At 43.2% G+C, this 24,335-nt stretch carries 21 protein-coding genes; 5 read left to right on the forward strand and 16 right to left on the reverse strand.

Going from position 1 to position 24,335, the window contains the following annotated elements:
- Window positions 1-2 precede the first annotated feature (2 nt).
- The 9 genes from CIK80_RS07830 to CIK80_RS07870 form a co-directional block, all read right to left on the reverse strand.
- Window positions 3-1,007, reverse strand: a complete 1,005-nt coding sequence (locus CIK80_RS07830; protein WP_095569581.1) for a spore coat U domain-containing protein — start codon at window positions 1,005-1,007, stop codon at window positions 3-5.
- Window positions 1,004-3,487, reverse strand: coding sequence for a fimbria/pilus outer membrane usher protein (locus tag CIK80_RS07835; RefSeq protein ID WP_095569582.1), 2,484 nt, complete (start codon window positions 3,485-3,487; stop codon window positions 1,004-1,006). The genes CIK80_RS07830 and CIK80_RS07835 overlap by 4 nt, the downstream gene beginning before the upstream one ends.
- A complete protein-coding gene (locus tag CIK80_RS07840; RefSeq protein ID WP_095569583.1) occupies window positions 3,438-4,199 on the reverse strand; it encodes a fimbria/pilus periplasmic chaperone in 762 nt (253 codons plus the stop codon). The genes CIK80_RS07835 and CIK80_RS07840 overlap by 50 nt, the downstream gene beginning before the upstream one ends.
- A 5-nt stretch (window positions 4,200-4,204) precedes the next feature.
- Window positions 4,205-4,726, reverse strand: a complete 522-nt coding sequence (locus CIK80_RS07845) for a spore coat protein U domain-containing protein (protein ID WP_095569584.1) — start codon at window positions 4,724-4,726, stop codon at window positions 4,205-4,207.
- Between the two features lie 782 nt (window positions 4,727-5,508).
- A complete protein-coding gene (locus CIK80_RS07850) occupies window positions 5,509-7,014 on the reverse strand; it encodes a tripartite tricarboxylate transporter permease (RefSeq protein ID WP_095569585.1) in 1,506 nt (501 codons plus the stop codon).
- Between the two features lie 5 nt (window positions 7,015-7,019).
- A complete protein-coding gene (locus CIK80_RS07855; protein ID WP_257011717.1) occupies window positions 7,020-7,469 on the reverse strand; it encodes a tripartite tricarboxylate transporter TctB family protein in 450 nt (149 codons plus the stop codon).
- Between the two features lie 122 nt (window positions 7,470-7,591).
- Window positions 7,592-8,605, reverse strand: a complete 1,014-nt coding sequence (locus tag CIK80_RS07860) for a tripartite tricarboxylate transporter substrate binding protein (RefSeq protein WP_095569586.1) — start codon at window positions 8,603-8,605, stop codon at window positions 7,592-7,594.
- A gap of 510 nt (window positions 8,606-9,115) precedes the next feature.
- Window positions 9,116-9,916 carry an amidohydrolase family protein gene (locus tag CIK80_RS07865; protein WP_095569587.1) on the reverse strand — a complete coding sequence of 267 codons (801 nt, stop codon included), beginning with the start codon at window positions 9,914-9,916 and terminating at the stop codon, window positions 9,116-9,118.
- Between the two features lie 23 nt (window positions 9,917-9,939).
- Window positions 9,940-11,229 (reverse strand): SLC13 family permease, encoded by a 1,290-nt coding sequence (locus CIK80_RS07870; protein ID WP_095569588.1) that lies wholly within the window; start codon window positions 11,227-11,229, stop codon window positions 9,940-9,942.
- A 340-nt stretch (window positions 11,230-11,569) separates the two neighbouring features.
- Here CIK80_RS07870 and CIK80_RS07875 point away from each other — a divergent pair, with 340 nt between their 5' ends.
- The 5 genes from CIK80_RS07875 (at window position 11,570) to CIK80_RS07895 (ending at window position 16,174) form a co-directional block, all read left to right on the forward strand.
- Complete coding sequence (locus CIK80_RS07875; protein ID WP_095569589.1) at window positions 11,570-12,295, forward strand: GntR family transcriptional regulator; 726 nt, start codon at window positions 11,570-11,572, stop codon at window positions 12,293-12,295.
- A 381-nt stretch (window positions 12,296-12,676) separates the two neighbouring features.
- Entirely contained in the window at window positions 12,677-13,684 is a 1,008-nt protein-coding gene (locus CIK80_RS07880; RefSeq protein WP_095569590.1) for a DUF1852 domain-containing protein, read from the forward strand.
- 69 nt (window positions 13,685-13,753) lie between these two features.
- A complete protein-coding gene (locus CIK80_RS07885; RefSeq protein ID WP_095569591.1) occupies window positions 13,754-14,782 on the forward strand; it encodes a methionine synthase in 1,029 nt (342 codons plus the stop codon).
- A gap of 34 nt (window positions 14,783-14,816) precedes the next feature.
- Entirely contained in the window at window positions 14,817-15,320 is a 504-nt protein-coding gene (locus CIK80_RS07890) for a flavin reductase (protein ID WP_095569592.1), read from the forward strand.
- A gap of 38 nt (window positions 15,321-15,358) precedes the next feature.
- Complete coding sequence (locus tag CIK80_RS07895) at window positions 15,359-16,174, forward strand: sulfite exporter TauE/SafE family protein (protein ID WP_095569593.1); 816 nt, start codon at window positions 15,359-15,361, stop codon at window positions 16,172-16,174.
- A gap of 220 nt (window positions 16,175-16,394) precedes the next feature.
- Here the strand turns inward: CIK80_RS07895 and truC are convergent, their stop codons facing one another.
- From truC to ribE, 7 genes are all read right to left on the reverse strand, one after another.
- On the reverse strand, window positions 16,395-17,168 hold the full coding sequence (gene truC, locus CIK80_RS07900) for a tRNA pseudouridine(65) synthase TruC (RefSeq protein ID WP_095570357.1): 774 nt from the start codon (window positions 17,166-17,168) through the stop codon (window positions 16,395-16,397).
- A 184-nt stretch (window positions 17,169-17,352) separates the two neighbouring features.
- Window positions 17,353-19,197 carry a glutamine--fructose-6-phosphate transaminase (isomerizing) gene (glmS, locus tag CIK80_RS07905; RefSeq protein WP_095569594.1) on the reverse strand — a complete coding sequence of 615 codons (1,845 nt, stop codon included), beginning with the start codon at window positions 19,195-19,197 and terminating at the stop codon, window positions 17,353-17,355.
- 175 nt (window positions 19,198-19,372) lie between these two features.
- Window positions 19,373-20,749 carry a bifunctional UDP-N-acetylglucosamine diphosphorylase/glucosamine-1-phosphate N-acetyltransferase GlmU gene (gene glmU / locus CIK80_RS07910; RefSeq protein ID WP_095569595.1) on the reverse strand — a complete coding sequence of 459 codons (1,377 nt, stop codon included), beginning with the start codon at window positions 20,747-20,749 and terminating at the stop codon, window positions 19,373-19,375.
- A 157-nt stretch (window positions 20,750-20,906) separates the two neighbouring features.
- The gene (locus CIK80_RS07915; protein ID WP_095569596.1) at window positions 20,907-21,488 is read right to left on the reverse strand and encodes a phosphatidylglycerophosphatase A; all 582 of its coding nucleotides are present in this window, start codon (window positions 21,486-21,488) and stop codon (window positions 20,907-20,909) included.
- 3 nt (window positions 21,489-21,491) lie between these two features.
- Window positions 21,492-22,523, reverse strand: a complete 1,032-nt coding sequence (gene thiL / locus CIK80_RS07920) for a thiamine-phosphate kinase (RefSeq protein ID WP_095569597.1) — start codon at window positions 22,521-22,523, stop codon at window positions 21,492-21,494.
- A gap of 2 nt (window positions 22,524-22,525) precedes the next feature.
- Entirely contained in the window at window positions 22,526-23,380 is an 855-nt protein-coding gene (gene nusB, locus CIK80_RS07925) for a transcription antitermination factor NusB (RefSeq protein ID WP_257011718.1), read from the reverse strand.
- Window positions 23,381-23,683: 303 nt separating this feature from the next.
- Complete coding sequence (ribE, locus tag CIK80_RS07930) at window positions 23,684-24,205, reverse strand: 6,7-dimethyl-8-ribityllumazine synthase (RefSeq protein ID WP_062845688.1); 522 nt, start codon at window positions 24,203-24,205, stop codon at window positions 23,684-23,686.
- Between the last annotated feature and the right edge of the window lie 130 nt (window positions 24,206-24,335).

Genomic DNA, 24,335 nt, shown 5'->3' on the forward strand with positions numbered 1-24,335 from the left:
GACTAGTAATTTACATTAACGGTCACCGTGTCAGAGTAGCTGGCAGGTTTAACATCAGCGTTTGGAACAGTCACGTAGACGGTATGCAGTTGCACAGTACCACTGCCTGTACCAAGGAGTCCATTGGTTAACGTATCATAGGTGTTACCGTTATTACCCCATATCGTGTCCGTCGGGTTTGAAAATAATTGATAGGGAAGTTGATGGGTTCCACTTTCGGTATCAATCATAACACCTTGACCATTTATATTGCCATTAGCGGGCGCTAATCCAATATTATAAGGCGCGCCATTGGTACAGGTCATATCAATGGCGCTGTTGTTGCTACCTGTAAAACTGGTTGCGCTTGCTGGATGGCTACCAAGAGTAATATTAGAGGTAGCGTTAATCTTGCACGCATTAACAACAGTAGCCTGTACTTTAAATGGGAACTGACTTTGTTGATAAGATTCTGTTTCGCATCCAATCGGCGTTGAATCGGCGGTGGATTGATATGTTAGTATTGTGTGATTACCGCTAAAATCATTACTATAAACGCCCTGCATGGCTAATGTATTGCCAAAGCCTGGCAACAAAGCGAACTTAATAACGACGCTGTCAGTAAACGTTGCATTGGAAGCAATAAAAAAAGGTGGCGGCTGGTAAACAGAGTCATTATCCTCTCCCCAGAACGAACCATCTGGCAATGTCATAGCAAAAGCCAGCTTAGCATTATTGGATGCAGTCAGATAGCGTGGGTTCAGAGAAGTACCATTGTCATTATTACCAACCCCAAGGCAGACCGAAACATATTTACTCGATTCGGTATTGTTAGTGCAGCTGTAGTTTAAAGTGGCAGTAATTTGGGCATCGTTGGCATTGACTGGAGTAATAGTATTACTGATATTGACAGTATTCGTACTCATGCTTGCTGTGCAAGTAGTGTCAGCCTGTGCATTATTTATCGACAACCACAATATGACTGGTATTACCAAGAAGCTGTAACGCCATTGAAAAATATTTATCATGGTTGTTCCTTTTGACAAATGAAAGGACCAATGAGAGGGATCTCATCACCTTGCTTGAAATAATCGAATCCAACAGTGCAAATCTCACCAGAGGGCGTCGTCACCTCAAGTACATTGTGCTCATCGATCGTGTCGAGATATACCTCGCCATCAAAACCAATAACAGTCGAGGGTACTTCTGTGTTGGTCATCAACCGTACTTGGCTGCCAAGAGGCAGTGGTTGGTTACTACTGTCTGTTAGAAGCACAGAGGCTGCGCGCACTGGCGTGATGCCAAAAGTAACGAATATACCTGCGCGATCTGTAGGTGTGGCATCGATACTCACCTTATCGATACGTAAATCAGCAGGCAGCTCTAAGGGGTTAATACCGATTTTATTGTCTTGGTAAGCATTCAGTGGTGATACCAATAATAAGCCGCGGCTATTGGTCGTACCAATAGGACTGTTTTGCAATAATACTGGCACATTGGCAATGCCTCCTGTTGAGATGACAGCAAAGCCGTTGTTGATTTGACGCGCCGCAAACAGACCACCGCCCATTTTAACCAGCGCACCGCTAGCACTCGCATAGCTTGCACGGTTGTTGGCATTGCTACTGATACCTGCTTGTACTCGGCCATAACGCCCAAGGTAACTTAACTCTGCAAGACCACCTGTACTGTCGTCTCTATCAGCACTCTCTTCTAGACGGTGCTGCGCTTGTGCTCGCCAGCCAAAGCCACTTGCACTTGGCGCAGGCCGTGATATATCAGTTGCAAAGACAGTGCTGTCATCGGTGTACTGCACACTATTATTCAGTGAGATATTACGATCTAGGGAAAAAGAGGCGCTCAAAAAAGCGCTGTTATTATTGGAATCATTGACATCGTGATTATAATTGGCGTTTAAGCTGAGTCGTCGACCAAATGACTTCGACCAATAGGCACTGGCAAATTGTGTGGTCTCGCGCTCAACTTGTGCTACTTGGTTATAACTGACACCAAAACGTCCTAAAGATTGCGTACTATAACCCGCTGAGACTTGCTCACTTCGGCGAGCAGGGGCAGAGCCGTATTGCGTACCCACATCGCGGTAATTGCCGTTAGTACCGGTAGCTCCGAGACCAATATTGAAACGACTATTATTCCATGAATAATTTGCACTGTATTGCAATCCGCTTTGGCTCCGATTTTCGCTGCCTGCTAATGAGACAAACAATATACCGCCTGACCTACCAAGTAACCACGTACCACCAACCCCTGCATTACTGAGACCACTGGTCACTTCGGCATGTGTTTCTGCGGTAAAGCGGTTATTCACGCCATAACGCCATGTGCCACTTGCTGCCACATCATCACTGTAATCAAAAGAATGAATGCCATAGTTCTCACGCACAGCACCAATCTCCACCGACCAGTCAGAAAGCCCAGGTTGCAACAAGCGATGTGCATCATATAAAGAGAAATTCAGTGTTGTAGATTGTCCTAGTGCGTCAGTTACGACTAGCTGAGCAGTACCTGCACCGCTAAAGCTAGGAGCAGTATTGAGTTCAAATGGACCAGCAGGTACGTCACCACTATATTGTTTTAGGCCGTTTACATAGAGTTCTACTGCCGATGGTAATGTGGCTTCACCAAAAAATAAAGGCAATGGCGTGGTTGAGCGGTAGGGTTGAAGATCAAAGTTGGTACCGATTTGTAGACCGCCCAAACGCGTCGATCGTGTCCAGGATAGAGCGCCTGTAAGAATATCACCTGCACGGACGGTGATGAGCTTGTCTGGAAAAGACTGGCTCCAATTGGTATCTAGGCGAACGCTTCGATTATTCCAATCACTACTGCCACTAATGGTTGCCGCGTGATTGGCAGTTGTGAGTGCAGTCGAGCTGAGCACACCATGCTGATTAAAGGCACGTATTTCAGTATAAGCACTAAGACTTTTGGCACTATTCTCAGTTTGCGTACCATAGACATTATAATTGAGTAACATACCAGGGGAAGCAGTGGGCTGCGGACGCTTGTTGATACGCGTACTGCGGACGGTAGTGTCCAAATTGAGCATGGCTAAAGGTGCGACGAGATTGAGTGTTTGCTGGCGAGCATTATAGTCAGCTTTTAGATTAGGTAAGTTATTGAGTGCTATGATGTTGGTGGCATCTGAGGGAATGATAAACCCAAGTTTTTGCAGAATTTGGGTACTTGCCCAAAGCTCATCGTCACGGTAGTAAAAATGCGTTAAACCTGCGCTCGCACCATTTAGCGTGACATCTAGATAGAGATCTAGTCCAGCTTCATCATCAGAATTGTAGCTGTCTAGGTTAAGTTGGGAGAGTTCAGTATTGTCAGTCTCTGTAGGAGCAGTGTCTGTAGAAACCATGTTTGTAGCAGCAATGTCATTCAGTTCTACAGCGTGGCTAGCAGATACTGCCACGCACTGTAGAAAAATTACATTAACGAGTGGACGTATCCATCGTGACGTCTGGCGTTGTCTGAGTACCATTCATCATAACCTTGAATTTACCACCCGATGTCAGGACAGAGGACGGTATATTCAGCGTCCAATTCATAGTGGCACTAGGTAGCACATACCCTAGTAGCCCTGGATTAATAACCGTACTATTACCTGCTGTATCCACAAAGCTTAGACCAGCCAATTGAGCATGGCCATTGCCACGGTTGCTTACACGCAAATTTACCTTTTTGCCATCAGGTTGTAGATGAGTGCTCCACAGCAATTGTGGACTGGTCTCGGTGACGCCCACTGCCTGCACAAAGACGGGTAGAGAATAGCTTAGCGCAAATTGTAATCCCGTCGTTTGTTTATCAGACTTGATGGGTAGCTCATTCACCAAGACACGATAAGCATCCTCTACAGCGCCTGAACCTTGCGGTGGTGCCTTTGCACGGATAATTCGAATAAGTTGTTTTTCACCCGGATTTATCTCAATCATCGGCGGGCTGGCGAGCAGTCCTCGTGAAGGTGTCAACTGATCGCCTTGCTCATCCTGTAACCACTGATACACACGCACTTGCGCACGTACCTTATCGTTACCAGAGTTACTAAGTGTCAGACCACTGGCATTCTCGCGAGCTTGTAAGCTCAAAGAGATAGGGGATACCTGTAAGCCACTTGCTACGGCTAAACTAGAGGACAGTAGCAATGCGGAGATCAGCAAAGGTTTTGCGATATAGCGTAGGCAAAGATTATGCATAAATATTAGTAAGCTACTGAAACTGTGACAGTATCACTATAAACATCTGGCAGAACCGTAGTAATGTCTCCTGTCAATTTTGCATACACTGTAAAGTCTTGTCTTTCAGAGGTACCTGTACCTGTACCACCTGTTGTCTCCTCTCCACCTATTCCCGCAGTCCAAACATTATTGCCATCTGCGTCAGTAGCCAACTGATAGGCTATTGTATTTGTATTAGTCTCAGTATCAGTTGGTTTCAAAGTGCCTGTACCAGAAGCCCCACCTGTTGGTAACATCGCAATACTATAAGGAGTACCTAAAGAACAGGCAACACTTAAGGCACTATTTCCAACTGGAGCAATAGCGTCAGCTCTAGCACTTAAGCTAATATTATTGCCTGCTATTACTGTACAGCTCTTTTCAACTGTCATTTGGACCTTGAAGCTACTATCAACGTTAGTATCAAGGGCAGCACTCGCAGAAACAGAGGCAAATCCGCCAATAGTTAGTAGAGCAGCGGTCATTAAGGTTTTATTAAATTGCATGGTAATTCTCCAGTGGGTATCAAGTGTTGAGACAATGATTAAGAAAATATTCAAATGAGGATTAAACAGTGCTATATCGGTCGATAGAAATTACATTAGTCTGATATTTCTAGTCTACAGTTGTAAGTTGTTTATCTATGGGAATTCAGTTTTTATATATAAATGTAAACCGTCTATCCAAAATATTAACCGTTTGTCTGTTTTATTATTCAATTGTAATACAGGCTATACCTAATTGCACGTTAAATATTTGATTTATATTGAGAATATGTACTGAACCAAAGTAGCGCTACATTAGAAGAATATCTAAAATTCAATTATTTTTTTTCTATTAAAATCTTAAAGTTATGAAATATATCTGTCATTACCGTTATATTTATTACCGTATTTAACTTCCTTTATGAAGGACTGAATACTAGATAGTAAAATATAAAGAGAGTGTAAACGACAAACGGTATTATTTTGAGAATAAAAGGACGGCTTTGTAAGAAGTAATTAAAAATTAGCCAAATTATGACCATTAAAAAGTGTTCATTTCTAGGTTTTTAAATAACGAAGATAGGGGGTTCCCAGTAGAGCATTTATGGGCTAAATACACCATCACATATTTTAAGAGACATGTGTAAATGTGCCATGGGGAATGGCATATATAGGTGAATGTTTCTACTAAGCCATCATTATTTCATCAGACAACTTGCATATTTATCATTCATAAAAAAACGGTGGCCATACATAGAGTATGACCACCGCCGGAGAAAACGAATAAGCAGACTTGCGATAGATTAAACAGCAGTCTTCTTAAAGCGCTTACGATACATCTTACGAATAATTGGCATGAATATCATGACGACTACAAGACCCCATAGTGACACAGTGATTGGGCTACTCCATAGAATAGACATCTCACCTTGTGAAATAGAGAGAGCACGACGTAGATTAGACTCCATAAGCTCTCCTAGTACATAGCCTAGAATAAGGGCTGATAGAGGGAAATGCAGTTTACGTAAGAAATAACCAAATATACCAAGTGCTACCATGAATACCATATCAAAAGTCGTGCTATTGATAGAGTAGACACCAACAAAACTGATGGCAGCAATTGATGGAATCAAGATATAGTTTGGTACGTTCAGTAGCTTAGAGAAGAAACCTACCAAAGGAATGTTCATGACCAACAAGATAACGTTACAAATAAACAGAGAGGCGATAAGACCCCAAACGATATCTGGCTGTTCAGTGAATAGCTGTGGACCTGGCGTGATATTATATAAAGTCAACGCACCCATCATCACCGCTGTTGTACCAGAGCCAGGAACACCTAATGTCAACATCGGTACAAATGAACCACATGCTGATGCATTGTTAGCCGCTTCTGGTGATGCAACGCCACGTAGATCGCCTTCGCCAAATTTGCCACTGTCGCCAGCAATTTTACGTTCACTAGCGTAGGTCATTGCACTCGCAATCGTCGCGCCTGCACCAGGCAAAATACCAACGAAGAAACCCATTGCACCACTACGTAACATGGCACCAACGGTAAAGAGAAACTCTTTTAGGTTGAATAAGCTACGCTTACCTTGCGCAACTAATTTACCACCAGTAGTGGTTCTTTCGAGCAAAATCAAGATTTCGCTGACACTGAAGAAACCAATAACGATCGTTGTGAATTGGATACCGTCAGATAGGTTGACTGAATCAAAAGTATAACGATAAATACCAGTCACCGCATCGACACCGACAGTCGCCAGACCCAAACCGATTAACGCTGATACAGCGGTCTTAATAGGTTGATCACCGACCAAACCGCTCAAACAGCAAATCGCGAATACCATCAATACAAAGTATTCAGCAGGGCCAAAAGACACCGCCCATTTAGCTAATAGAGGTGCGAACAAGACCACACCAATAGTCGCAATCGTAGAACCAATAAACGAGGCAACCGCAGAGATGGACAAGGCAATACCTGCCTTACCTTGCACTGCCAGCGGATTACCATCCAATGAAGTCATAACCGCTGCAGCAGACCCCGGTACGTTCAGTAGAATGGCAGAAATACGACCACCATACTCACAACCAAGATAAACCGCTGCCAGTAAGATAAGCGCACTCTCTGGTGGCAGACCAAGAGCAAATGCGAAAGGTAGTAGAATTGCCACACCATTAATCGGGCCAAGGCCAGGCAACATACCCACAACAGTACCAATAAAAGCGCCGATCAGCGCAATCAGTAAGTTTTTGGGCAACATCGCTACGCCGAAACCGTGCATCAAAAAATCAAAAGTTTCCATAATAGCTATCCCATTATTCCTGATAATATCCCAAGTGGCAGAATGACGTCCAAAGCCATGTCAAATAAGACATACAGGGCGATACTGATCACAACTGAAAAGATAAGGCTTTTAACAGGGTTGCCAGCAAATAATAAACCAACCGCAAAACACATCAGTGTGGTAGCAACAACAAAACCTAAAGGCTCAAATATCAAACTATAGATCAGCAATACGCTGACACACAGAACAAGATTTCTAAGTACGACCTTGTTATAGCCTAAATCGATGATTTTGGTAAATCGCGCTGGACGAAAGGCAATAACTAAGGTCAAAAGTGCCATCAGTGAAAAAATTAAAATAGGATAGGGCCGAGGGCCGATGGGATCATAGGCAATAGGAGCAACGTAACCAATAGCTAAATAGACCAAAAATAAGCTAAATAGTCCCATTAATCCAGAAAATGCACGTTCCATTGTCATAGAGGTATTCCTTAAATTCTAAAATAAGAAGGTTGAGAGATGTCTCATCTGTCAACCTTCGATAAATACTATAAAATTCAGTATTCAATCATTAAGGGGATATAGTCTGAGTAGTGCTACTTAGCTGCAGCATCAACAAGACCGTACTCAGCAGACAACTCACGCAGCTCACCTGTACGCTTATAAACATAGGCTTCAAGCTCTTCACCCGTCATAGAGAAAGGTAGTAGCTCTTGCTGCTCGCGTAATTCGGCAAATTTTGGATCGGCAAGCATCTTATCGAAGCTCGCTTTCCACCAGTCATAAGCAGCAGGGCTGACATCTGGACCCATGTAATAACCACGGACGACTGGCCAAGTAACGTCATAGCCTTGCTCTACGGCCGTAGGAACATCAGCCATACTGCCACCCAATCTTTCATCTGCAAACACAGCCAATACGCGTAATTTGCCAGCAGTGGCTTGTGGCATGATCTCAGCAATACCTGCACTCACAACAGTAACATGGTTGCCCATTACCGCTGTGATGGCTTCACCGCCACCTTCCATCGCTACATAAGTCATATCGCTTGGGCTAACACCAACGGCTTTGGCCAAAATTGCCGTTTGCATCCAATCCTGACCGCCAACACTACCACCAGCGGCAAAACTAACTGCTTTTGGATTTGACTTAAGCTCAGCGACCAATCCTGCTAGATCTTTGATAGGTGATTCAGCATTGACAGCGATAGCGCCGTAGTCAGTACCAACACCTGCTAGCCACTTCACGTCTTTTTCAGTAAATTTACCGAATTTTCCTTGCGATAAATTAAGGATAGAGCCAGTAGAGAAGGCAACGATAGCGTCTTCATTGCTGCGGTCATTGGCAACAATTTTGTTGTAAGCAACAGCACCAACGCCGCCTGGCATATAAGTGACTCGCATTGGATCTGTCAAGATGCCAGTGTCTCTAAGGCCTGCTTGAGCAAGTTTACAAGTCAAGTCAAAGCCGCCACCTGGTTTTGCTGGTGCAATACATTCTGGACGTGAAGGACCAGAAAACTCATCTGCGCTTGCAGTTTCGTTTGCATTGTTACAGGCGGTAAGAGTTAGTGCAGAAAGGCCAAGAGCCAGATAGGATAGTTTGTTCACACGACACTCCTTGTGTGTATTTTTTCAGTAAAAATCAATAAAATTTTGATTCAGGCAGGAAAGTTATTACATAAAATCTTAATGCAAGATTCATTTGGATTAACAAATTTTGTGACAAGATAACTTTCAATGTTATGCAAAAGTAACAGAATATTTTACGAATGACAAGAAACATATGTATGTATGTATGAATATTATTTATAGGGAGTCAATCGAAAAGTGAAACAACCCAAGTCATTGAACCATTCAATAATGGTCAAAATAATTTACTTTTTCTATATGATATAAAGCACAAGAGACTCGTCAATCATTATAAATGTATTTTAAATCAGTTATTTACGACTGATGTGCTGAAAAAATGCACAATGCAATGACGGTATTTTTTGATACTGATTGGTTTGCAATTAGTGGTAGGATACCGCGATTGAGTATGGGACTATAGACGACATGACCTGTAAACTGGCAGTTACTCTAATTTTGAAGATGCTAAGATAGCAACAGCCAACCAGTTTAGAATGTAAACAAGTTGGTGTTATTGGTGGTCAATATCTGTGCTGCCAATTCGTCGCAATTTATAATTTTTTTGAAAGTGGTCAGCGCTTTGGTAAAGTTGATTTGGCTCTCATTTTGAGTATGAGGCCAATCACTACCCCAAATCAGATGATTTCTCATATTACGTTGCATTAATAATTTAAGAGCGTCTTTAGCGTTTTGGATACCTATCTCATTTCCCAACCGATAATATCCAGATACTTTGACCCAGTGCTTCTCAGGCTCAAGCATATCTAACAGTTGAAGGAATTCCTGATCTTGTACACCTTTGATAGGATTAAATCGACCAAAATGATCAATCACAATATTGAGTCTGTATGGCTTCAGTATTGGTAATAACTGGATCAAATAAACAGGCGGTGCCTGAATCTCTACTTGCCAATTTATGTCGGCCAACTGTGATAAAAAAGCTTTCCACTGCGGACTAGTGAGATCAGGACAAGTGATGCCAAACAGGTTGATACGTATGCCAACAATGCCTTGCTTATCTAGTGATCGCAATGTAGAAGCGTCTGTGGTGTTTGATAGTACAGCAATACCTCTAAGACGCTCAGGATACTTTGAAAGAGCGGTTAACATATAACTGTTATCCGTGCCCAAAAAGCTTGGCTGAACCAACACTGCTTTATGAAAGCCATGTCTATCGAGCTGTTCAATATAACTTTCTACGCTGGCCGTATAAGTGGGTCGATAGCGCGCAGTCGTTGGAAACGTATCATGGTGTAAAAATACATGTGCATGAGCATCCATGTAATCCATATAAATCTCTTTTTTAGTAGCAGTTAAAACACGATTTGGATAAATAAAATCGCTATTATGCCAACAACAATATCTAAAGGTACGGCTTTAAACAACAAAATATGTAAAAGCTTATTTTTATCGATGTGTACTTGTGCTGCTCCTAATATTAGACTGCCGCCTGATGAAAAAGGCGAGATCGATGAGCTTTGAGCCCCTATTACGATACAGATAAATAAGAAAAAAGGGTTTAAACCAGAGGCCACAGCCAAGGCTGGTACCATAGGAAATAGCGTAGGAGCAACGACCCCAAGCGTACTGGCAAATATCGACATAATTGCACTAATAATGAACAATAAAGTGGGTATCAACCAAATAGGTACGTTGGTACTGAGCCATTCTGTTAGCTCGTAAATTACCCCTACCTCCACACCCAAACTGATTAACATACCAACGCCGCAAATCATAATGAGCGTATGCCACGGTATTAAGGCAATCACTGTTTTTTCATCACCCAGCTTCAAAACCAAACTTACTAAAGCGAAAAAAATAGCGATAAAACCAATATCTATTCGAGCGTTCAAAAACTCAATCGTGTCTACATTTGGTATGAGTAGGTTTGAAATAGGCACAATAAGTACCGTGGCCATCATAATGAAAATTAGCATGATAGATTTTTTTTGTTTGCTATCGAAAGGTTTTGGTACGATGGTTTGAATTGCTATTTTGCTAGATTTGGCATTGATAGAGCTATAAATACCCAATAGAACCACAGGCATCAAAAAGGTTGCAGCAAATATTCCTAAACCGTAAGTAAAGGTATTGTCATTTGCCACGCCAGCGCCACTCATAAGCTCTCGAAAAATGACACCGCTCTGTGAGGTAATAAAATTGGCACCTGCGAGCGCCCCATAGTTCACCGACAAGGTGGCAATAATAATATTTAAATTGGTTCTTTGAGATAACAATAAAATCATTGGCGCCATAGTAGCGAGCACGGTGTAATAGCCGGCTCCCAAAGCTGCTACAATCGTGGCGGCAAAGAAAATAGCCAACGGCAAAAATGCCGGAAAATGTCGACATTTATATATCAAATGTTCACACAGTTTTTCCAAAGCACCATTGGCAAGAGAGAAGTTGTAGAAGAGAGTCACTGCCAAAATAACGAAGAAAATTTTGAGTGGCCATAGTTTAATAACTTCATAAGCACTTAGCTGCATACCAAAGCAACCGATCAGGTATGAAAATACGATAGCAAATAAGCCAATATTGATTTTCGTTTTGTAGCCGAGCGCAATAGATATCACAATGGCGGCTATAATGTAGAGAGTCATGACTACTCCTTGACCTTAACTGTATGAATTCTATAAAAATCCATAGCAATTTTTATGGATTAAAGAGCATCACGATAATATTGACAAATAGCGTTCTAGATTAGAAAATCGTACAAGCTTTAAAAGTGCTATTGATTGAGTGAAATAATAGCAAAAAAGCACACGTTAATTAGATAAGATTGCCTATAAAAACCCAATCGAGTATTAACATTAAAATGATACATATTAAATTTGTTTAGGGCTTAAGATAGTGTCATCAAATAAGTTCTACTTTTGGGATTCTAACAACGCTCAACGAGATTAAGCAGCCTTTAATACTCTCTTTATTGTGGTGGAAAAAATGTTAACAAACTTCAAACAATTCAAGATGCCACGGTATGAGCAAGTACGCTGGCATATTCAGACTTTGCTAACAGAAAGTAAATGGGATGAAAATACCGCACTACCTACCGAACAGGAATTTGCAGATAAATACCAAGTATCGGTAGGAACGGTTCGTAAAGCCGTCGAGAAGCTGGTAGAAGAAGGGGTCCTCATGAAGCAACAGGGCAGAGGTACTTTCTTAAAACGACCAAATTTTGAAGGTTCGTTATCAAGGTTTTTCAAATTCCGTGATAAAGATGCTTGCTATGTCGTACCCACGGGTGTGGTCAAAAAGGCTGTAACAATAGAAGCTGTCGATGCCATCAATAAAAAATTAAACATCAGTAAAAACAAAGAACTCATTTATATAGAACGTGTACGTATCGTCGAAAATACGGTCATGTTGAGTGAAAGAATCTGGTTACCCAAAAGTATGTACCAGCCTTTTGTAGGCTTGGCGCCCGAAGATTTTGAAAATCTCTTATATCCTTTTTATTACAAAACGTGCGGACAGTTTGTCTCGTCTGCTGTCGAAAAACTCTTTTTTATCACCGGGCATGTCGATTCTTATTTAGGCAATGAGGCACAAGAAAATTTGGTTAAGGTATGCCGCGTTGCTAAGAACCTAAAGGGTGATCCAATCGAATACAGAGAGTCGTACGGATTGGCAAAAGATTTCAGTTATGAAATAAATATCAACTAGTCATAGTCAACTATAATGCATTGGATATGACTTGATCACCAGTATGATCCTAAGTTTATAACTGGACAGCTTAGGGCAGGATTAAAATAACTAATGACACAAGATACCTATTAATATGAGTTATCTTGCTGCCTTTTGTTATAAATAAGCGATTACTGACTATTATTTCTTCTACATTCTATCTTTAATCAGATTTTTACTCCTCAAATACACTGTCGATACCACTCTGATTTTCACGCTACCGAGTTTAACTTTATTTCTAACATGAATTGTATTCATCTTTAGTTAAAGTTAAGTCGTTTTTATTCATGTATTGATTCAGGCATAATTCCCTTATACAAAAATTTGGTTTCATATTTGATTATAAGGTAGTGAATTGCCATGAGTAACAATTTTACTTGTTCAATTTCGAGCATCCGTTTTGATGAAGACTATCATCCTGCAGACAGCACACGTTTAACCACGAACTTTGCCAATTTGGCTCGCGGTGAGCACCGTCAAGAGAACCTACGCAGGACGCTTAGAATGATAAACAATCGTTTTAACGCGTTGGCGCATTGGGATAATCCAACAGCGGACCGCTATTCTGTAGAAGTTGATATTGTTTCTGCAAACATGGACATCGAGGGCAATGGAGATACTTTTCCTGTCATTGAGACGCTGAAGACGACCATTGTTGATCATAAAGACAACAAGCGTATCGACGGTATGATTGGCAATAGCTTCTCGTCTTATGTACGTGATTATGATTTTAGCATCGTACTGCCAGATCATTTCGACAAAAACCCAACCTCACCGCCACCTGAACATTTCGGTGACCTTCATGGCAAGCTATTTCAGTATTTATTGAACTCAAAGGCTTACCAAGCCAATTTTAGTAAAAAGCCTGTGATTTGCCTGAGTGTTTCCACCAGCAAAACCTATCACCGTACCAACAATCAGCATCCTGTATTGGGGGTGGAGTATAGACAGGACGAATATTCGTTGACGGATGATTACTTCCACAAAATGGGTTTGACCGTTCGTTACTTTATGCCTACGGGCAGTGCAGCGCCGCTCGCGTTTTATTTTGCAGGCGATTTGCTGAGTGATTACACCGATCTTGAGCTGATTAGTACGATTAGTACGATGGAGACGTTTCAAAAAATCTATCGCCCTGAAATCTACAATGCCAACTCTACTGCAGGTGAAGTGTATCAACCCAGTCTTAAGTATCAGGATTATTCACTAACGCAGATTGTGTATGATCGTGAAGAGCGCAGCCAATTGGCGGTGAAGCAAGGAAAGATTACTGAAGAGCAGTTTATCAAGCCATACCAGTCCATTCTTGAGCAATGGGCGGCAAACTACTCTGTCGAAAAAGAGAGGGTTAAAAAGCACGCTGCTTAATACGCCAAAGTGGCCGAAATAAGACACTCCCAATATATAAAAAATAAATAGATAAGAGATACATTGAAAATGAAAATATTATTACCGACGTCGACCGCTGGCAGCTTACCGAAACCCTCTTGGCTTGCCGAACCTGAAAAGATTTGGTCACCTTGGGCTTTAGAAGGTGAGCAATTGGTTGAAGCCAAGCAAGATGCGTTACGTTTGTCACTGCAAGAGCAGTTGCATGCAGGCGTCGATATCGTCAGTGATGGTGAGCAGACCCGTCAGCATTTTGTCACCACCTTTATTGAACATCTCGATGGCGTCGATTTTGAAAATCGTGAGACGGTTCGCATTCGTAACCGTTACGATGCCAGTGTGCCATCAGTCGTTGGTGACGTAAGTCGCCAAAAACCTGTATTTGTAGACGATGCCAAGTTTTTACGTCAGCAGACCGACAAGCCAATCAAATGGGCACTGCCAGGTCCAATGACGATGATTGACACTTTGTATGATGGGCATTATAAAAGCCGTGAAAAATTGGCGTGGGAGTTTGCTAAAATTTTGAATCAAGAAGCCAAAGAATTAGAAGCGGCTGGCGTGGATATCATTCAGTTTGATGAACCTGCGTTCAATGTGTTCTTTGATGATGTAAACGACTGGGGTATTGCCACATTAGAGCGCGCCATCGAAGGCTTAAAGTGCGAAACCGCTGTGCATATTTGCTATGGTTACGGCATTAAAGCCAATAACGATTGGAAAAAAACGCTGGGTTCAGAGTGGCGTCAATACGAACAAGCATTTCCCAAGCTGCAACAATCAAAGATCGATATTGTGTCACTTGAGTGTCAAAACTCTCATGTCCCAATGGATTTGATTGAGCTTATTCGTGGCAAAAAAGTAATGATTGGTGCCATCGATGTGGCAACCAACACCATTGAAACACCAGAAGAAGTGGCAAACACGCTACGAAAAGCCTTACAATTCGTGGATGCAGATAAGCTTTACCCGTCGACCAATTGCGGCATGGCACCGTTGTCTCGCGACGTGGCACGAGGCAAGTTAAAGGCGCTAAGCGCTGGTGCTGAACTGGTTCGTCAAGAGCTGGCGCGCTAAGCGTACGATGCGCGATAAATTTAGGACATATATGATGATTGAAGCCAGTGATTTTAGAAATGCGATGGCGCGGCTTGCGACAGCGGTCAGTGTGATTACCACAGAAGGGGAGTCAGGCGCACACGGTTTTACTGCCTCCGCCGTTTGTAGTGTCAGCGATAACCCGCCAACCTTACTGGTCTGTATGAATCAGGCGGCGCGCTCACATGGTCATTTCGTTGATCATAAAACCTTATGCGTTAATGTGCTGAGCGCGAGGCATGAGTCGCTATCCAATACTTTTGCGTCCAAATTATGCTCTAAAGAGCGATTTGAACAAGGCGTTTGGGGCACGTTGGTCACAGGCGCGCCCGTTTTAGCAGACGCGCTGGTCAGCTTTGATTGTGAGATTGAGCAGGTGCAGGCAATGGGCACGCACAGTATTTTTATGTGCCGCGTCGTTGCTATCAAACATGCTGAGCGAGAAGGCGAGGCAGACGAAAGCTTGGTCTATTTCAATCGCGCATATCATCAAGTGGGTCAAGTCGAAAGCGCTTAATCACACCTTTTCATCCTCTAACCAAAAGTAACGATTCTGTGGAACTTATCATCTTTTTAATCATTGGAGCAGTAGCAGGCTTTGCAGCGGGCCTGTTCGGAGTGGGCGGTGGCACGATCATCGTGCCACTGTTATTCATCGTCTTCACCCAAATGGACTATAGTCCCGATACCGTCATGCATTTGGCGCTAGGCACCTCGCTGGCAACCATCATCGTCACCTCTATCAGCTCGCTCATGGCGCACAATAAAAAAGGCGCGGTAATGTGGCCTGTGTTTAAAAATCTCACACCAGGCATGGCGATTGGCTGCTTTTTTGGGGCAGGTATTGCAGGCGCACTCTCAGGCACTCATCTTCAGCTCATCGTAGGTACATTTTTACTTTGGGTGGCATTTAACATGTTCACTGGCGGCAAAAAGCGATTGGCTACTGATGTCAGCGCTGCCGATACTTTATTGCCGTCAACGCCCAAGCAACTAGTGGCTGGAGCGGGCATTGGTGTAGCGTCGGCTATTTTTGGTATTGGCGGTGGCAGTTTAACCGTGCCGTATCTCACGCGTTATGGCGTGGTGATGCAAAAAGCAGTGGGCACGTCTGCTGCTTGCGGTCTACCCATTGCCATTGCAGGCGCACTTGGTTTTATGGTCTTTGGAATGAAAGATCACGTCGATATTCCCAATGCGATCGGCTTTGTACATATTTATGCTTTTTTTGGGATCAGCGTCATGAGCTTTTTCACCGCAAAAGTGGGTGCAAAAGTCGCGCATCAATTATCGCCAACATTATTAAAAAAATGCTTTTCGGTACTGCTTATGATGGTGAGCTGCTTTTTCTTATATAAAGGGTTGTTTTGAGTATTTCGATACGTGTATTTCAAACCCGAAGACTGCTAAAAGCATTGTACTGCTAAGAATTATTTATAGCTTGAATTGATTAATAGCACAAACTGGATGGTTCCCTTAAGCTATAGACTATTGAAACTGATTTCAGCGAGTTAAAGTATTGATACTGTAGATCCAATATTTCGACTACTTTGAAATAAATTTTTAAGACAAATGCTAAATTTTACGCTGCTTAATCTTTAGCACTCTCTACCCAAGAAAAAGCTTCCAGTATACGCATCCATTGATTGTCCAACCCCGCTTTTAGCAATAATGGCTCACCAGTGACGGGATGATTAAGTGCCAAGGTCTGAGCATGTAATAGCATGCGCGTACAGTCATAGTGGTTACGAAAAAATCGTGTCTGCCGTATATCGCCATAACTGGTATCACCGATGAGAGGATGAAAGACATGTTTCATGTGCCGTCGCAGCTGATGCTTTCGTCCAGTCTCAGGCCTCAAGCGCACAAGGCTATAGCGGCTCGTATCATGTTTTTTTGATACCGAAAATGGCAGCTCAACTTGTGCCAAGCTTTGCCAATGAGTGACGGCTTCTTGAGCAGGCTTGTCCCAATCGGCAAATTTATCAGCAATGGCATCGGGTTGAAAGCTTAATGCATAGTCAATGCTACCTTGCTCTGGCATAAAGCCGCGCACCACGGCTAAATAGTGCTTGGTAACGCTGTGTTCGGTAAACGCCTCGGTCAGGATACGCGCCACGGCTGAGCTTTTGGCAAACAACAGCACGCCTGATGTTGGCTTGTCTAGACGATGTACCGGAAATACATGGCAACCGACGGCATCACGAGTGAGCTGCATCGCAAAGCGCGTCTCGCCTTTATCCAGCCAACTGCGATGCACCAATAAACCTGCTTCCTTATTGATCGCGACCAAAAATTCGTCTTCATAGATGATTTCTATTTGGTCGGCGCTATCGTTTTCGATATCTATATTTCCCGTGCTCATGCTGTCGCTGCCATAATGATATAAATAATTGATATTTTGCCCATTCGCCATATACAAAAAATCCTTCGTCATCTTGGAACATCAGATGGCGAAGGATTCATCACAGTACAGTAGTATGACAGACAATCACTCAGTAAGACAAGTCATTAATTTATAAAAAATATATGAAAATCAATAACTTATACTATTCGACCGTCACTGACTTTGCCAAGTTACGCGGCTGGTCAACGTCCGTGCCACGCATCACTGCCACATGATACGATAATAGTTGTACGGGTACGCTGTAGACAATAGGCGCTAGCGTTTCGCACACATCAGGCACATGCACCACGTGCAAACGGTCTTCTGCCACCATTTGACTGGCTTCGCTAGCGAATACAAACAATTCACCGTGACGAGCATGTACCTCTTGCATGTTGGCTTTTAGCTTATCAAACATGCTGTCTTTAGGCGCAAGCACAACGATAGGCATATCTCTGTCAACCAACGCCAAAGGACCATGTTTTAGCTCGCCTGCGGCATAACCTTCTGCATGGATATAAGAGATTTCCTTAAGCTTTAACGCGCCTTCTAAAGCGATCGGGAACTGTAATCCGCGACCTAAAAATAAGCAACTTCTCTTATCTTCAAAGTGCTCACTCATCGCTTGAATAGGTGCATCTAGGTGTAAGCTGGCATACAACTGACCTGGTAGCTGCTGTAACTCATCAATCAGTGTCGTTAGATGCTCTTGAGTCATACGCTGCTGAGTTGACCCTACTTTTAAGATTAATAGCATCAAAGCGACTAATTGGGTTGTAAATGCTTTGGTCGAAGCGACTCCAATCTCCGGGCCGGCAAGCGTTGGTAAGAAAATATCAGTCTCACGCACAAGCGACGAGGTAGGCACGTTACATAATGCCAAACTGACCAAACCTGCTGGCGTATGCTTTTGAATATCACGTAAGGCTGATAAAGTATCCGCTGTTTCGCCTGATTGTGAAATACAAATCACCAGTGAATTGTCAACCACAACTGGATTGCGATAACGGAACTCACTGGCCACTTCAACCGAACAAGGCACACGGATCAGGCTCTCAAACCAGTATTTTGCAACCAAACCTGCGTGATAGCTGGTGCCGCAAGCAATAATTTGTACGTTACGGATACCTGATAGCTGCGCTTCATGGCGCTGCAAAAAATCATCGCGCAATTTGACTGTTTCGCCATTGTCTACCGCCATCTCGATAGTACGAGCGACTGCATCTGGCTGCTCATAGATTTCTTTGAGCATATAATGCTTAAATTCACCTTTATCGGCATTATGCTGTGTCGCGTCAATTTCATGTATTTGACGTTTCACTTCCACACCATCGGCAAAGATTTGAATGCTTTTACGAGTCAGCTTGGCAATATCGCCTTCTTCTAAATACATAAAGCGATTGGTGACAGGCAGTAACGCCAATTGATCTGAAGCAATAAAGTTCTCGCCAATACCCACGCCAATGACTAATGGTGAACCAAGACGTACGGTAATCAGTTCTTCAGGACAGTCAATATGTACAATACCTAGGGCAAAGGCGCCATGTAACAACGGAATGACCTTACGAACCGCTTCTAGTAAGTCAGGCGTTTGCTTATAAATATCATGAATCAGATGCGCAACGACTTCGGTATCTGTCTGTGAGGTAAACTCGTAGCCTTTAGCCACTAATTCTTTTTTAAGCTCAGCGTAGTTCTCAACAATACCATTGTGAACCACAGCAATTTTACCTGAAACGTGAGGGTGTGCGTTACGCTGCGCTGGTTCACCATGAGTCGCCCAGCGTGTATGAGCGATACCAATATGACCGTCGAACAGTTCTGGATTGGTAGCTACCGCATCAACTAGAGCCTGAACTTTACCTACTTGACGTTCGCGATGCAGTTCGCCATCACGGATGACAGTCAAACCGGCAGAATCATAGCCTCTGTATTCCAGACGTTTGAGACCTTCTAGTAAAATATTGGCGATATTACGCTCAGCAACTGCCCCTACAATTCCGCACATGGCTATTCCTTACTTTTAATTTTCGATATATAGTGATGAGTCAGTCAATAAATCGTATGAATGATTATTGGGTATCAATAGAATAATAGTTCTATAAAAACGATGAAGCAGCACCACAAAGATTGCCGTACTGCTTAACTGCCAACTGGTATTAATGTCGTGATTAATGACCTAGCTATTTTTTAGCTGGTCTTTGATAATGCTCTTTTTGAGTTTGACGAGCGCGCCCAAATGCTAAGGCGTTAGCATCGACATCTTTGGTAATCACTGAGCCTGCCGCTACTGTCGCAGTTTCACCAATCGTCACTGGCGCAACCAGACTGGCGTTAGAACCGATAAACGCATTGTCGTTAATAAGAGTGGGTGATTTGTTAATACCGTCATAATTACAAGTAATCACACCTGCACCGATATTCACGCCTGTACCAACGGTAGCATCTCCAATATAGCTGAGATGATTTACCTTACTACCTTGACCAATTATGGATTTTTTGATTTCAACAAAGTTACCGACTTTACTGTTATCGGACAATACTGTCTGAGGACGTAAGTGGGCAAACGGACCAATATCGACACCTGCACCTATATCGGCACCATCGATGACACAATAAGGTTTGAGGTGACACGCATTGCCAATTTGGGCGTTTTTAATGATACAGCCGGCTTCTATATAGACATTGTCGCCTAATGTACAATCGCCTTCGAATACCACACCGACATCTACAAACACGTCTTGGCCTGCAGTCAACGTCCCTCGAATATCAACACGAGTAGGGTCAGCAAACTGGACACCCGCTTCTTGCAAATCAGCAACCAACTTGCTTTGCCAAGTGCGCTCCAAACTGGCAAGCTGTTGACGGTTATTCACGCCTTCAATCTCAAACGTATGCTCAGGCTCGATCGCAGCAATAGTAATCCCATCAGCGACGGCCATTTTGACAATATCTGTCAGATAATATTCTTGCTGGGCATTGTCGTTAGACAGTTCCGGTAAGTATTTATGCAATAAAGCATTATCGACACAATAGATACCGCTGTTAATTTCTTGAATGTTTTGCTCATCAGCGTCAGCGTCTTTTTGTTCGACGATAGCCGTGATATGCCCTTCTTTATTGCGTTTGATACGGCCTAATCCAAATGGATTATCTACCGTCAACGTCAGCATAGACATACCGTCAGTATTAGCAGTTTTCAATGCGGATAAGGTTTGACAGCTTACTAATGGCACATCACCGTATAGAATCAGACTTTGGCCCTCTTGTGGCAAGTCAGACAAAGTAACTTTGACGGCGTGCCCCGTTCCCAACTGTTCGGTTTGAGCAACCCAAGTAATGGAAGAATGCTCATATTGAGTGGTGATTTCTGATTTTACTTGGTCACCACCAAAGCCATGGACAATGATCGTCTCATCCACCGTCAGCTTGTGGCAAGTGTCTAATACATGACCAAGTAATGATTTGCCAGCCAAAGTTTGAAGGACTTTTGGCTTGGCCGACTGCATGCGTGTGCCTTTACCAGCCGCTAAAATAATTACAGAAAGGGGAGATGTCATAATAACTCTTATGAATGTAACAAAATATAATATTCGATTATAGCGCAAATGTTTGTTTGGAATGATGTGATGACGTTCAAGCTTTGTAACTTAGCACTATAAAAAAATGTATGTAGCAATACTTAAAATCATCAAACTTATTCGTATCTCATAACCACTAAAGAGAAAAAACCATCATCACAATTATCCACACGATGAGCGCCATCACTCCTGCAATAATATCATCGAGCATTACACCCAGACCGCCAGCGACCTTTCTATCAGCCCAACCAATTGGTGGCGGTTTAATGATATCGAAAAAGCGAAAAAGTACGAAAGCCAAGAGCAAAGCAGCAAGGGAAGACGGCTGCGAAATATACTGCCAAAAATTATCAGCCGTCACGCTCATATAAGAAAAAGGTAATAAGGTAAGCCACATGCCTGCCCATTCATCCCAAACAATATGAGGGTCATCATGCCCTTTCATCAGCTCAGAAGTACGGCCACAGATCCAAATACCAATAAAGCAAGACAAAACAGTAATCAGCAAAAATGGTAAAAATCCAAGGCTTAATAGAGGTATGGCGACAATCAAACCCCCTATCGTTCCCCAAGTACCAGGTGCACGGCGGGGCAGACCACTACCTAAACCAAGCCCAAGCCAATAGACCATACGATCGAGCATGCTGGCATTTCTTGGGAGAGGCGGGCAGTCATTAGCTTTACGAATATCGGGCTTAGATAAATCATGGTCGATCATGGGTTAACCTGTAAAGTGTTGGTAACCAGTAAGCGTAGGCCATGTGGTAAATGGCGCAGGATGGGTTGGGGTGACTGATTGCCCTTGATAATAAAGCTCAGGGCACATAGGTATTTTGGCGTCTGCAGTAGCGCCTACGTCATCTGCTATTGCGATAACATCACCAATATAGGTAACAGGGACGGTGCTGGCAGGAGGAGTAACATGAGCTGGCAACGTAAAAGCCAATTCATAATCGTCACCACCAGCCAATTGACACAGTAAACGCTCAGATAAATCAATGGCTAATAAGGACGTGCTACTGGGTAACTGCTCTAGGTTTAAACGGATATTAACAGCGCTTTGCTGACAGATATGTCCAAGGTCTTGGTATAGACCATCAGAGATATCTATCATCGCAGTGGCACCGATTTTTGCTAAAGCAGCTCCCAATGCAATGCGCGGCATCGGCATGTGCAGACGATGTGCCAATGCCATGCCCTGAGTATTATCAGGATATTGCAAGGCATAACTGGCGTCGCCTAAAGTCCCTGATACATATACTTTATCACCAACCTGCGCCCCTGAGCGGTAAACAGCTGGCGTATCTTTTGCTAATACGCCTTGAGCGCTGACACTGAGTACTAGGCTATCGCTGCGCGTGGTATCACCACCGATTAGGGTAACTCCAAATAGCTGGCAGGCATGAAACAAGCCTTTGGCAAAGTCACTTAACCATTGTTCATTTGCAAGTCGTTTAGGCAAGGCCAATGCGAGTAAAATACTGTGCGGCGTTGCACCCATGGCAGCAATGTCTGAGACATTAACCGCCACTGCTTTATAACCAATGGCAAAGGCAAGCTTATCAATTTGATCCCAGTCAGCACTAAAGTGTCGACCTTGAACGAGGGTGTCAATGCAGCTGACCAAACGCGAACCTGTAGGCAATGCCATGACGGCAGCATCATCACCAATACCTTTTTCAAGGCCACTTGATAGGGGCTGTGCCGCTTGCATCTGTAAAAATATGCGCTCAATCAGCTCAAACTCATTCATAATCAGTCTTGGCTTTTGGCGTCAGCGTCTTTTTTATTCGCTTTAAATTCACTGATATTGGCACTGGCTTTGCTAGCGCTATTGCGTTTGACGCTGGCATTATTGGCGCTGATACGCGGTTTGTTGGATGCCGTTTGTTGGTTGTCGCTATTGGTTTCAGTGGCTTCTTCTACAGCCGCTGTTTCAGGAGTATCGACTGTTTGAACTTCAGCCTGTTTAGCAGCTGCTTTTTGCGACGTTCGCAGATTGGCTTTGGTATCGGCTTCTATTTCAATGACGCGCAGTTCCACGGCCATTCTATCAAGTACAGCATTGATCAATTTGTGTGCATCAGTGGCACCAAAATGATTGTTCAATTTCATTGCTTCATCAAGGATGACTTTATAAGGAATCTCAAAGCGATTCTGTAGCTCATAAGCACCAATAAGCAAAATAGCGTGCTCAACCGTATCTAATTTGTTGATGTCACGATCAAGATGTTGGCTAATGAGCGCATCCAGCGTCTCAATTTGCTCTGGGATATCGCGCATCATTTCATGATAGTAGCCGATATGTACCGTGTGCATGGCGTTGGTCGCACGTGTACGGGCAGCGATATCGTGTGGGGCATTGGCTTTCCAACCAAGCTTGCCATCTATGTCGAAGCGGCGATCAGTAACAAGCCATTCGTATAGACCTTGCATGGCAAAACGTCTTGCCTTACGGATAGCGGTGTGACTGGTCTTGTAAGAAGACTCACTCATATCAAAGGTTTGATCACCCGCACTGCTGCTGGCTATGCGAGTAGCTTCAGCTTGTGGATCGTTGTCTTGTGCGGTTTTTGCAGCGCTGATAGCGCGCTTGAGTTGGTCAGTCATAGGGGGTCTGTACCTAAATTTTGAGATAATACCTATTTAAAATATAAATCAACAACGTGCGTCATCATGGTCGGCAAGCGTTCCACTCATAGTACTTTTACTGATTTGAGTGAGGTCTTTATATTTTAAAAAAGGATAGAAATACGGTGAAAATTCAATAAACAACCAGTTGTTAGTGCTGGCTAATGTTATGTGAATGCGGCTATTATCAAAAAGCCGCATCAGTAAAATTTACATCAGACAATATCAATCTTATTAAACATATAATCTTGTTCTCAATAAAGATGACTTTATTCAAACAAACTAAGCGACGTCGCTCTCATCGTCAATGTCTAACTGTGACAATACGGCAATCATTTCTAAAACAACCATAGCCGCTTCTGAGCCTTTGTTACCCGCTTTGGTACCAGAACGCTCAATGGCTTGCTCGATACTGTCAGTCGTCAAAACACCGTTTGCGACGGGGATATTATAATCAATGGCGACACTGCTCAAGCCTTTTGCAGACTCGCTTGCAACAAAATCAAAGTGCGGCGTGCTACCACGGATAATCGCGCCTAAAGCAATAATGGCATCAAAACGATCTGATTCAGCAGCGCGCTGGGCAACCAACGGCAACTCAAATGCGCCCGGCACACGGATAACCGTAATATTGCTACCCAAAACGCCATGACGTAGTAACGCATCAATGGCACCATCTACCAGTGATTCGACGACAAAACCATTAAAACGACCGACCACGATACCGATACGGGCATCGGCATTTTGATGCAAATTACCATCGATATGGGTCACGTCATTGCGTTGCTGTTGTAAATTTGACATAAAAAATCCTTTGCCTGATTGGCGTTCAATGGAAATATAAGAGGGAACAGAGCGTTAAATATAGTAATAGATTCAAATAGCTTGTTTGATTGTCTGGTCATTCATGAATGAGTCGTCGCAAAAACAGGCA

The sequence above is a fragment of the Psychrobacter sp. JB193 genome, assembly GCF_002285555.1.
In the GTDB taxonomy this organism is placed as follows: Bacteria; Pseudomonadota; Gammaproteobacteria; order Pseudomonadales; family Moraxellaceae; genus Psychrobacter; species Psychrobacter alimentarius.

Bases quoted from the DNA above. Each gene is read 5' to 3' on its own strand.
- CIK80_RS07855 (WP_257011717.1), bottom strand. From the start codon at position 7,469: ATGGAACGTGCATTTTCTGGATTAATGGGACTATTTAGCTTATTTTTG.
- CIK80_RS07830 (WP_095569581.1), bottom strand. From the start codon at position 1,007: ATGATAAATATTTTTCAATGGCGTTACAGCTTCTTGGTAATACCAGTC.
- truC (WP_095570357.1), bottom strand. From the start codon at position 17,168: ATGAGCACGGGAAATATAGATATCGAAAACGATAGCGCCGACCAAATA.
- CIK80_RS07885 (WP_095569591.1), top strand. From the start codon at position 13,754: ATGAAAATATTATTACCGACGTCGACCGCTGGCAGCTTACCGAAACCC.
- CIK80_RS07850 (WP_095569585.1), bottom strand. From the start codon at position 7,014: ATGGAAACTTTTGATTTTTTGATGCACGGTTTCGGCGTAGCGATGTTG.
- CIK80_RS07865 (WP_095569587.1), bottom strand. From the start codon at position 9,916: ATGGATTACATGGATGCTCATGCACATGTATTTTTACACCATGATACG.
- CIK80_RS07835 (WP_095569582.1), bottom strand. From the start codon at position 3,487: ATGGTACTCAGACAACGCCAGACGTCACGATGGATACGTCCACTCGTT.
- CIK80_RS07845 (WP_095569584.1), bottom strand. From the start codon at position 4,726: ATGCAATTTAATAAAACCTTAATGACCGCTGCTCTACTAACTATTGGC.
- ribE (WP_062845688.1), bottom strand. From the start codon at position 24,205: ATGTCAAATTTACAACAGCAACGCAATGACGTGACCCATATCGATGGT.
- thiL (WP_095569597.1), bottom strand. From the start codon at position 22,523: ATGAATGAGTTTGAGCTGATTGAGCGCATATTTTTACAGATGCAAGCG.
- CIK80_RS07880 (WP_095569590.1), top strand. From the start codon at position 12,677: ATGAGTAACAATTTTACTTGTTCAATTTCGAGCATCCGTTTTGATGAA.
- nusB (WP_257011718.1), bottom strand. From the start codon at position 23,380: ATGACTGACCAACTCAAGCGCGCTATCAGCGCTGCAAAAACCGCACAA.
- glmU (WP_095569595.1), bottom strand. From the start codon at position 20,749: ATGACATCTCCCCTTTCTGTAATTATTTTAGCGGCTGGTAAAGGCACA.
- CIK80_RS07870 (WP_095569588.1), bottom strand. From the start codon at position 11,229: ATGACTCTCTACATTATAGCCGCCATTGTGATATCTATTGCGCTCGGC.
- CIK80_RS07890 (WP_095569592.1), top strand. From the start codon at position 14,817: ATGATTGAAGCCAGTGATTTTAGAAATGCGATGGCGCGGCTTGCGACA.
- CIK80_RS07875 (WP_095569589.1), top strand. From the start codon at position 11,570: ATGTTAACAAACTTCAAACAATTCAAGATGCCACGGTATGAGCAAGTA.
- glmS (WP_095569594.1), bottom strand. From the start codon at position 19,197: ATGTGCGGAATTGTAGGGGCAGTTGCTGAGCGTAATATCGCCAATATT.
- CIK80_RS07915 (WP_095569596.1), bottom strand. From the start codon at position 21,488: ATGATCGACCATGATTTATCTAAGCCCGATATTCGTAAAGCTAATGAC.
- CIK80_RS07840 (WP_095569583.1), bottom strand. From the start codon at position 4,199: ATGCATAATCTTTGCCTACGCTATATCGCAAAACCTTTGCTGATCTCC.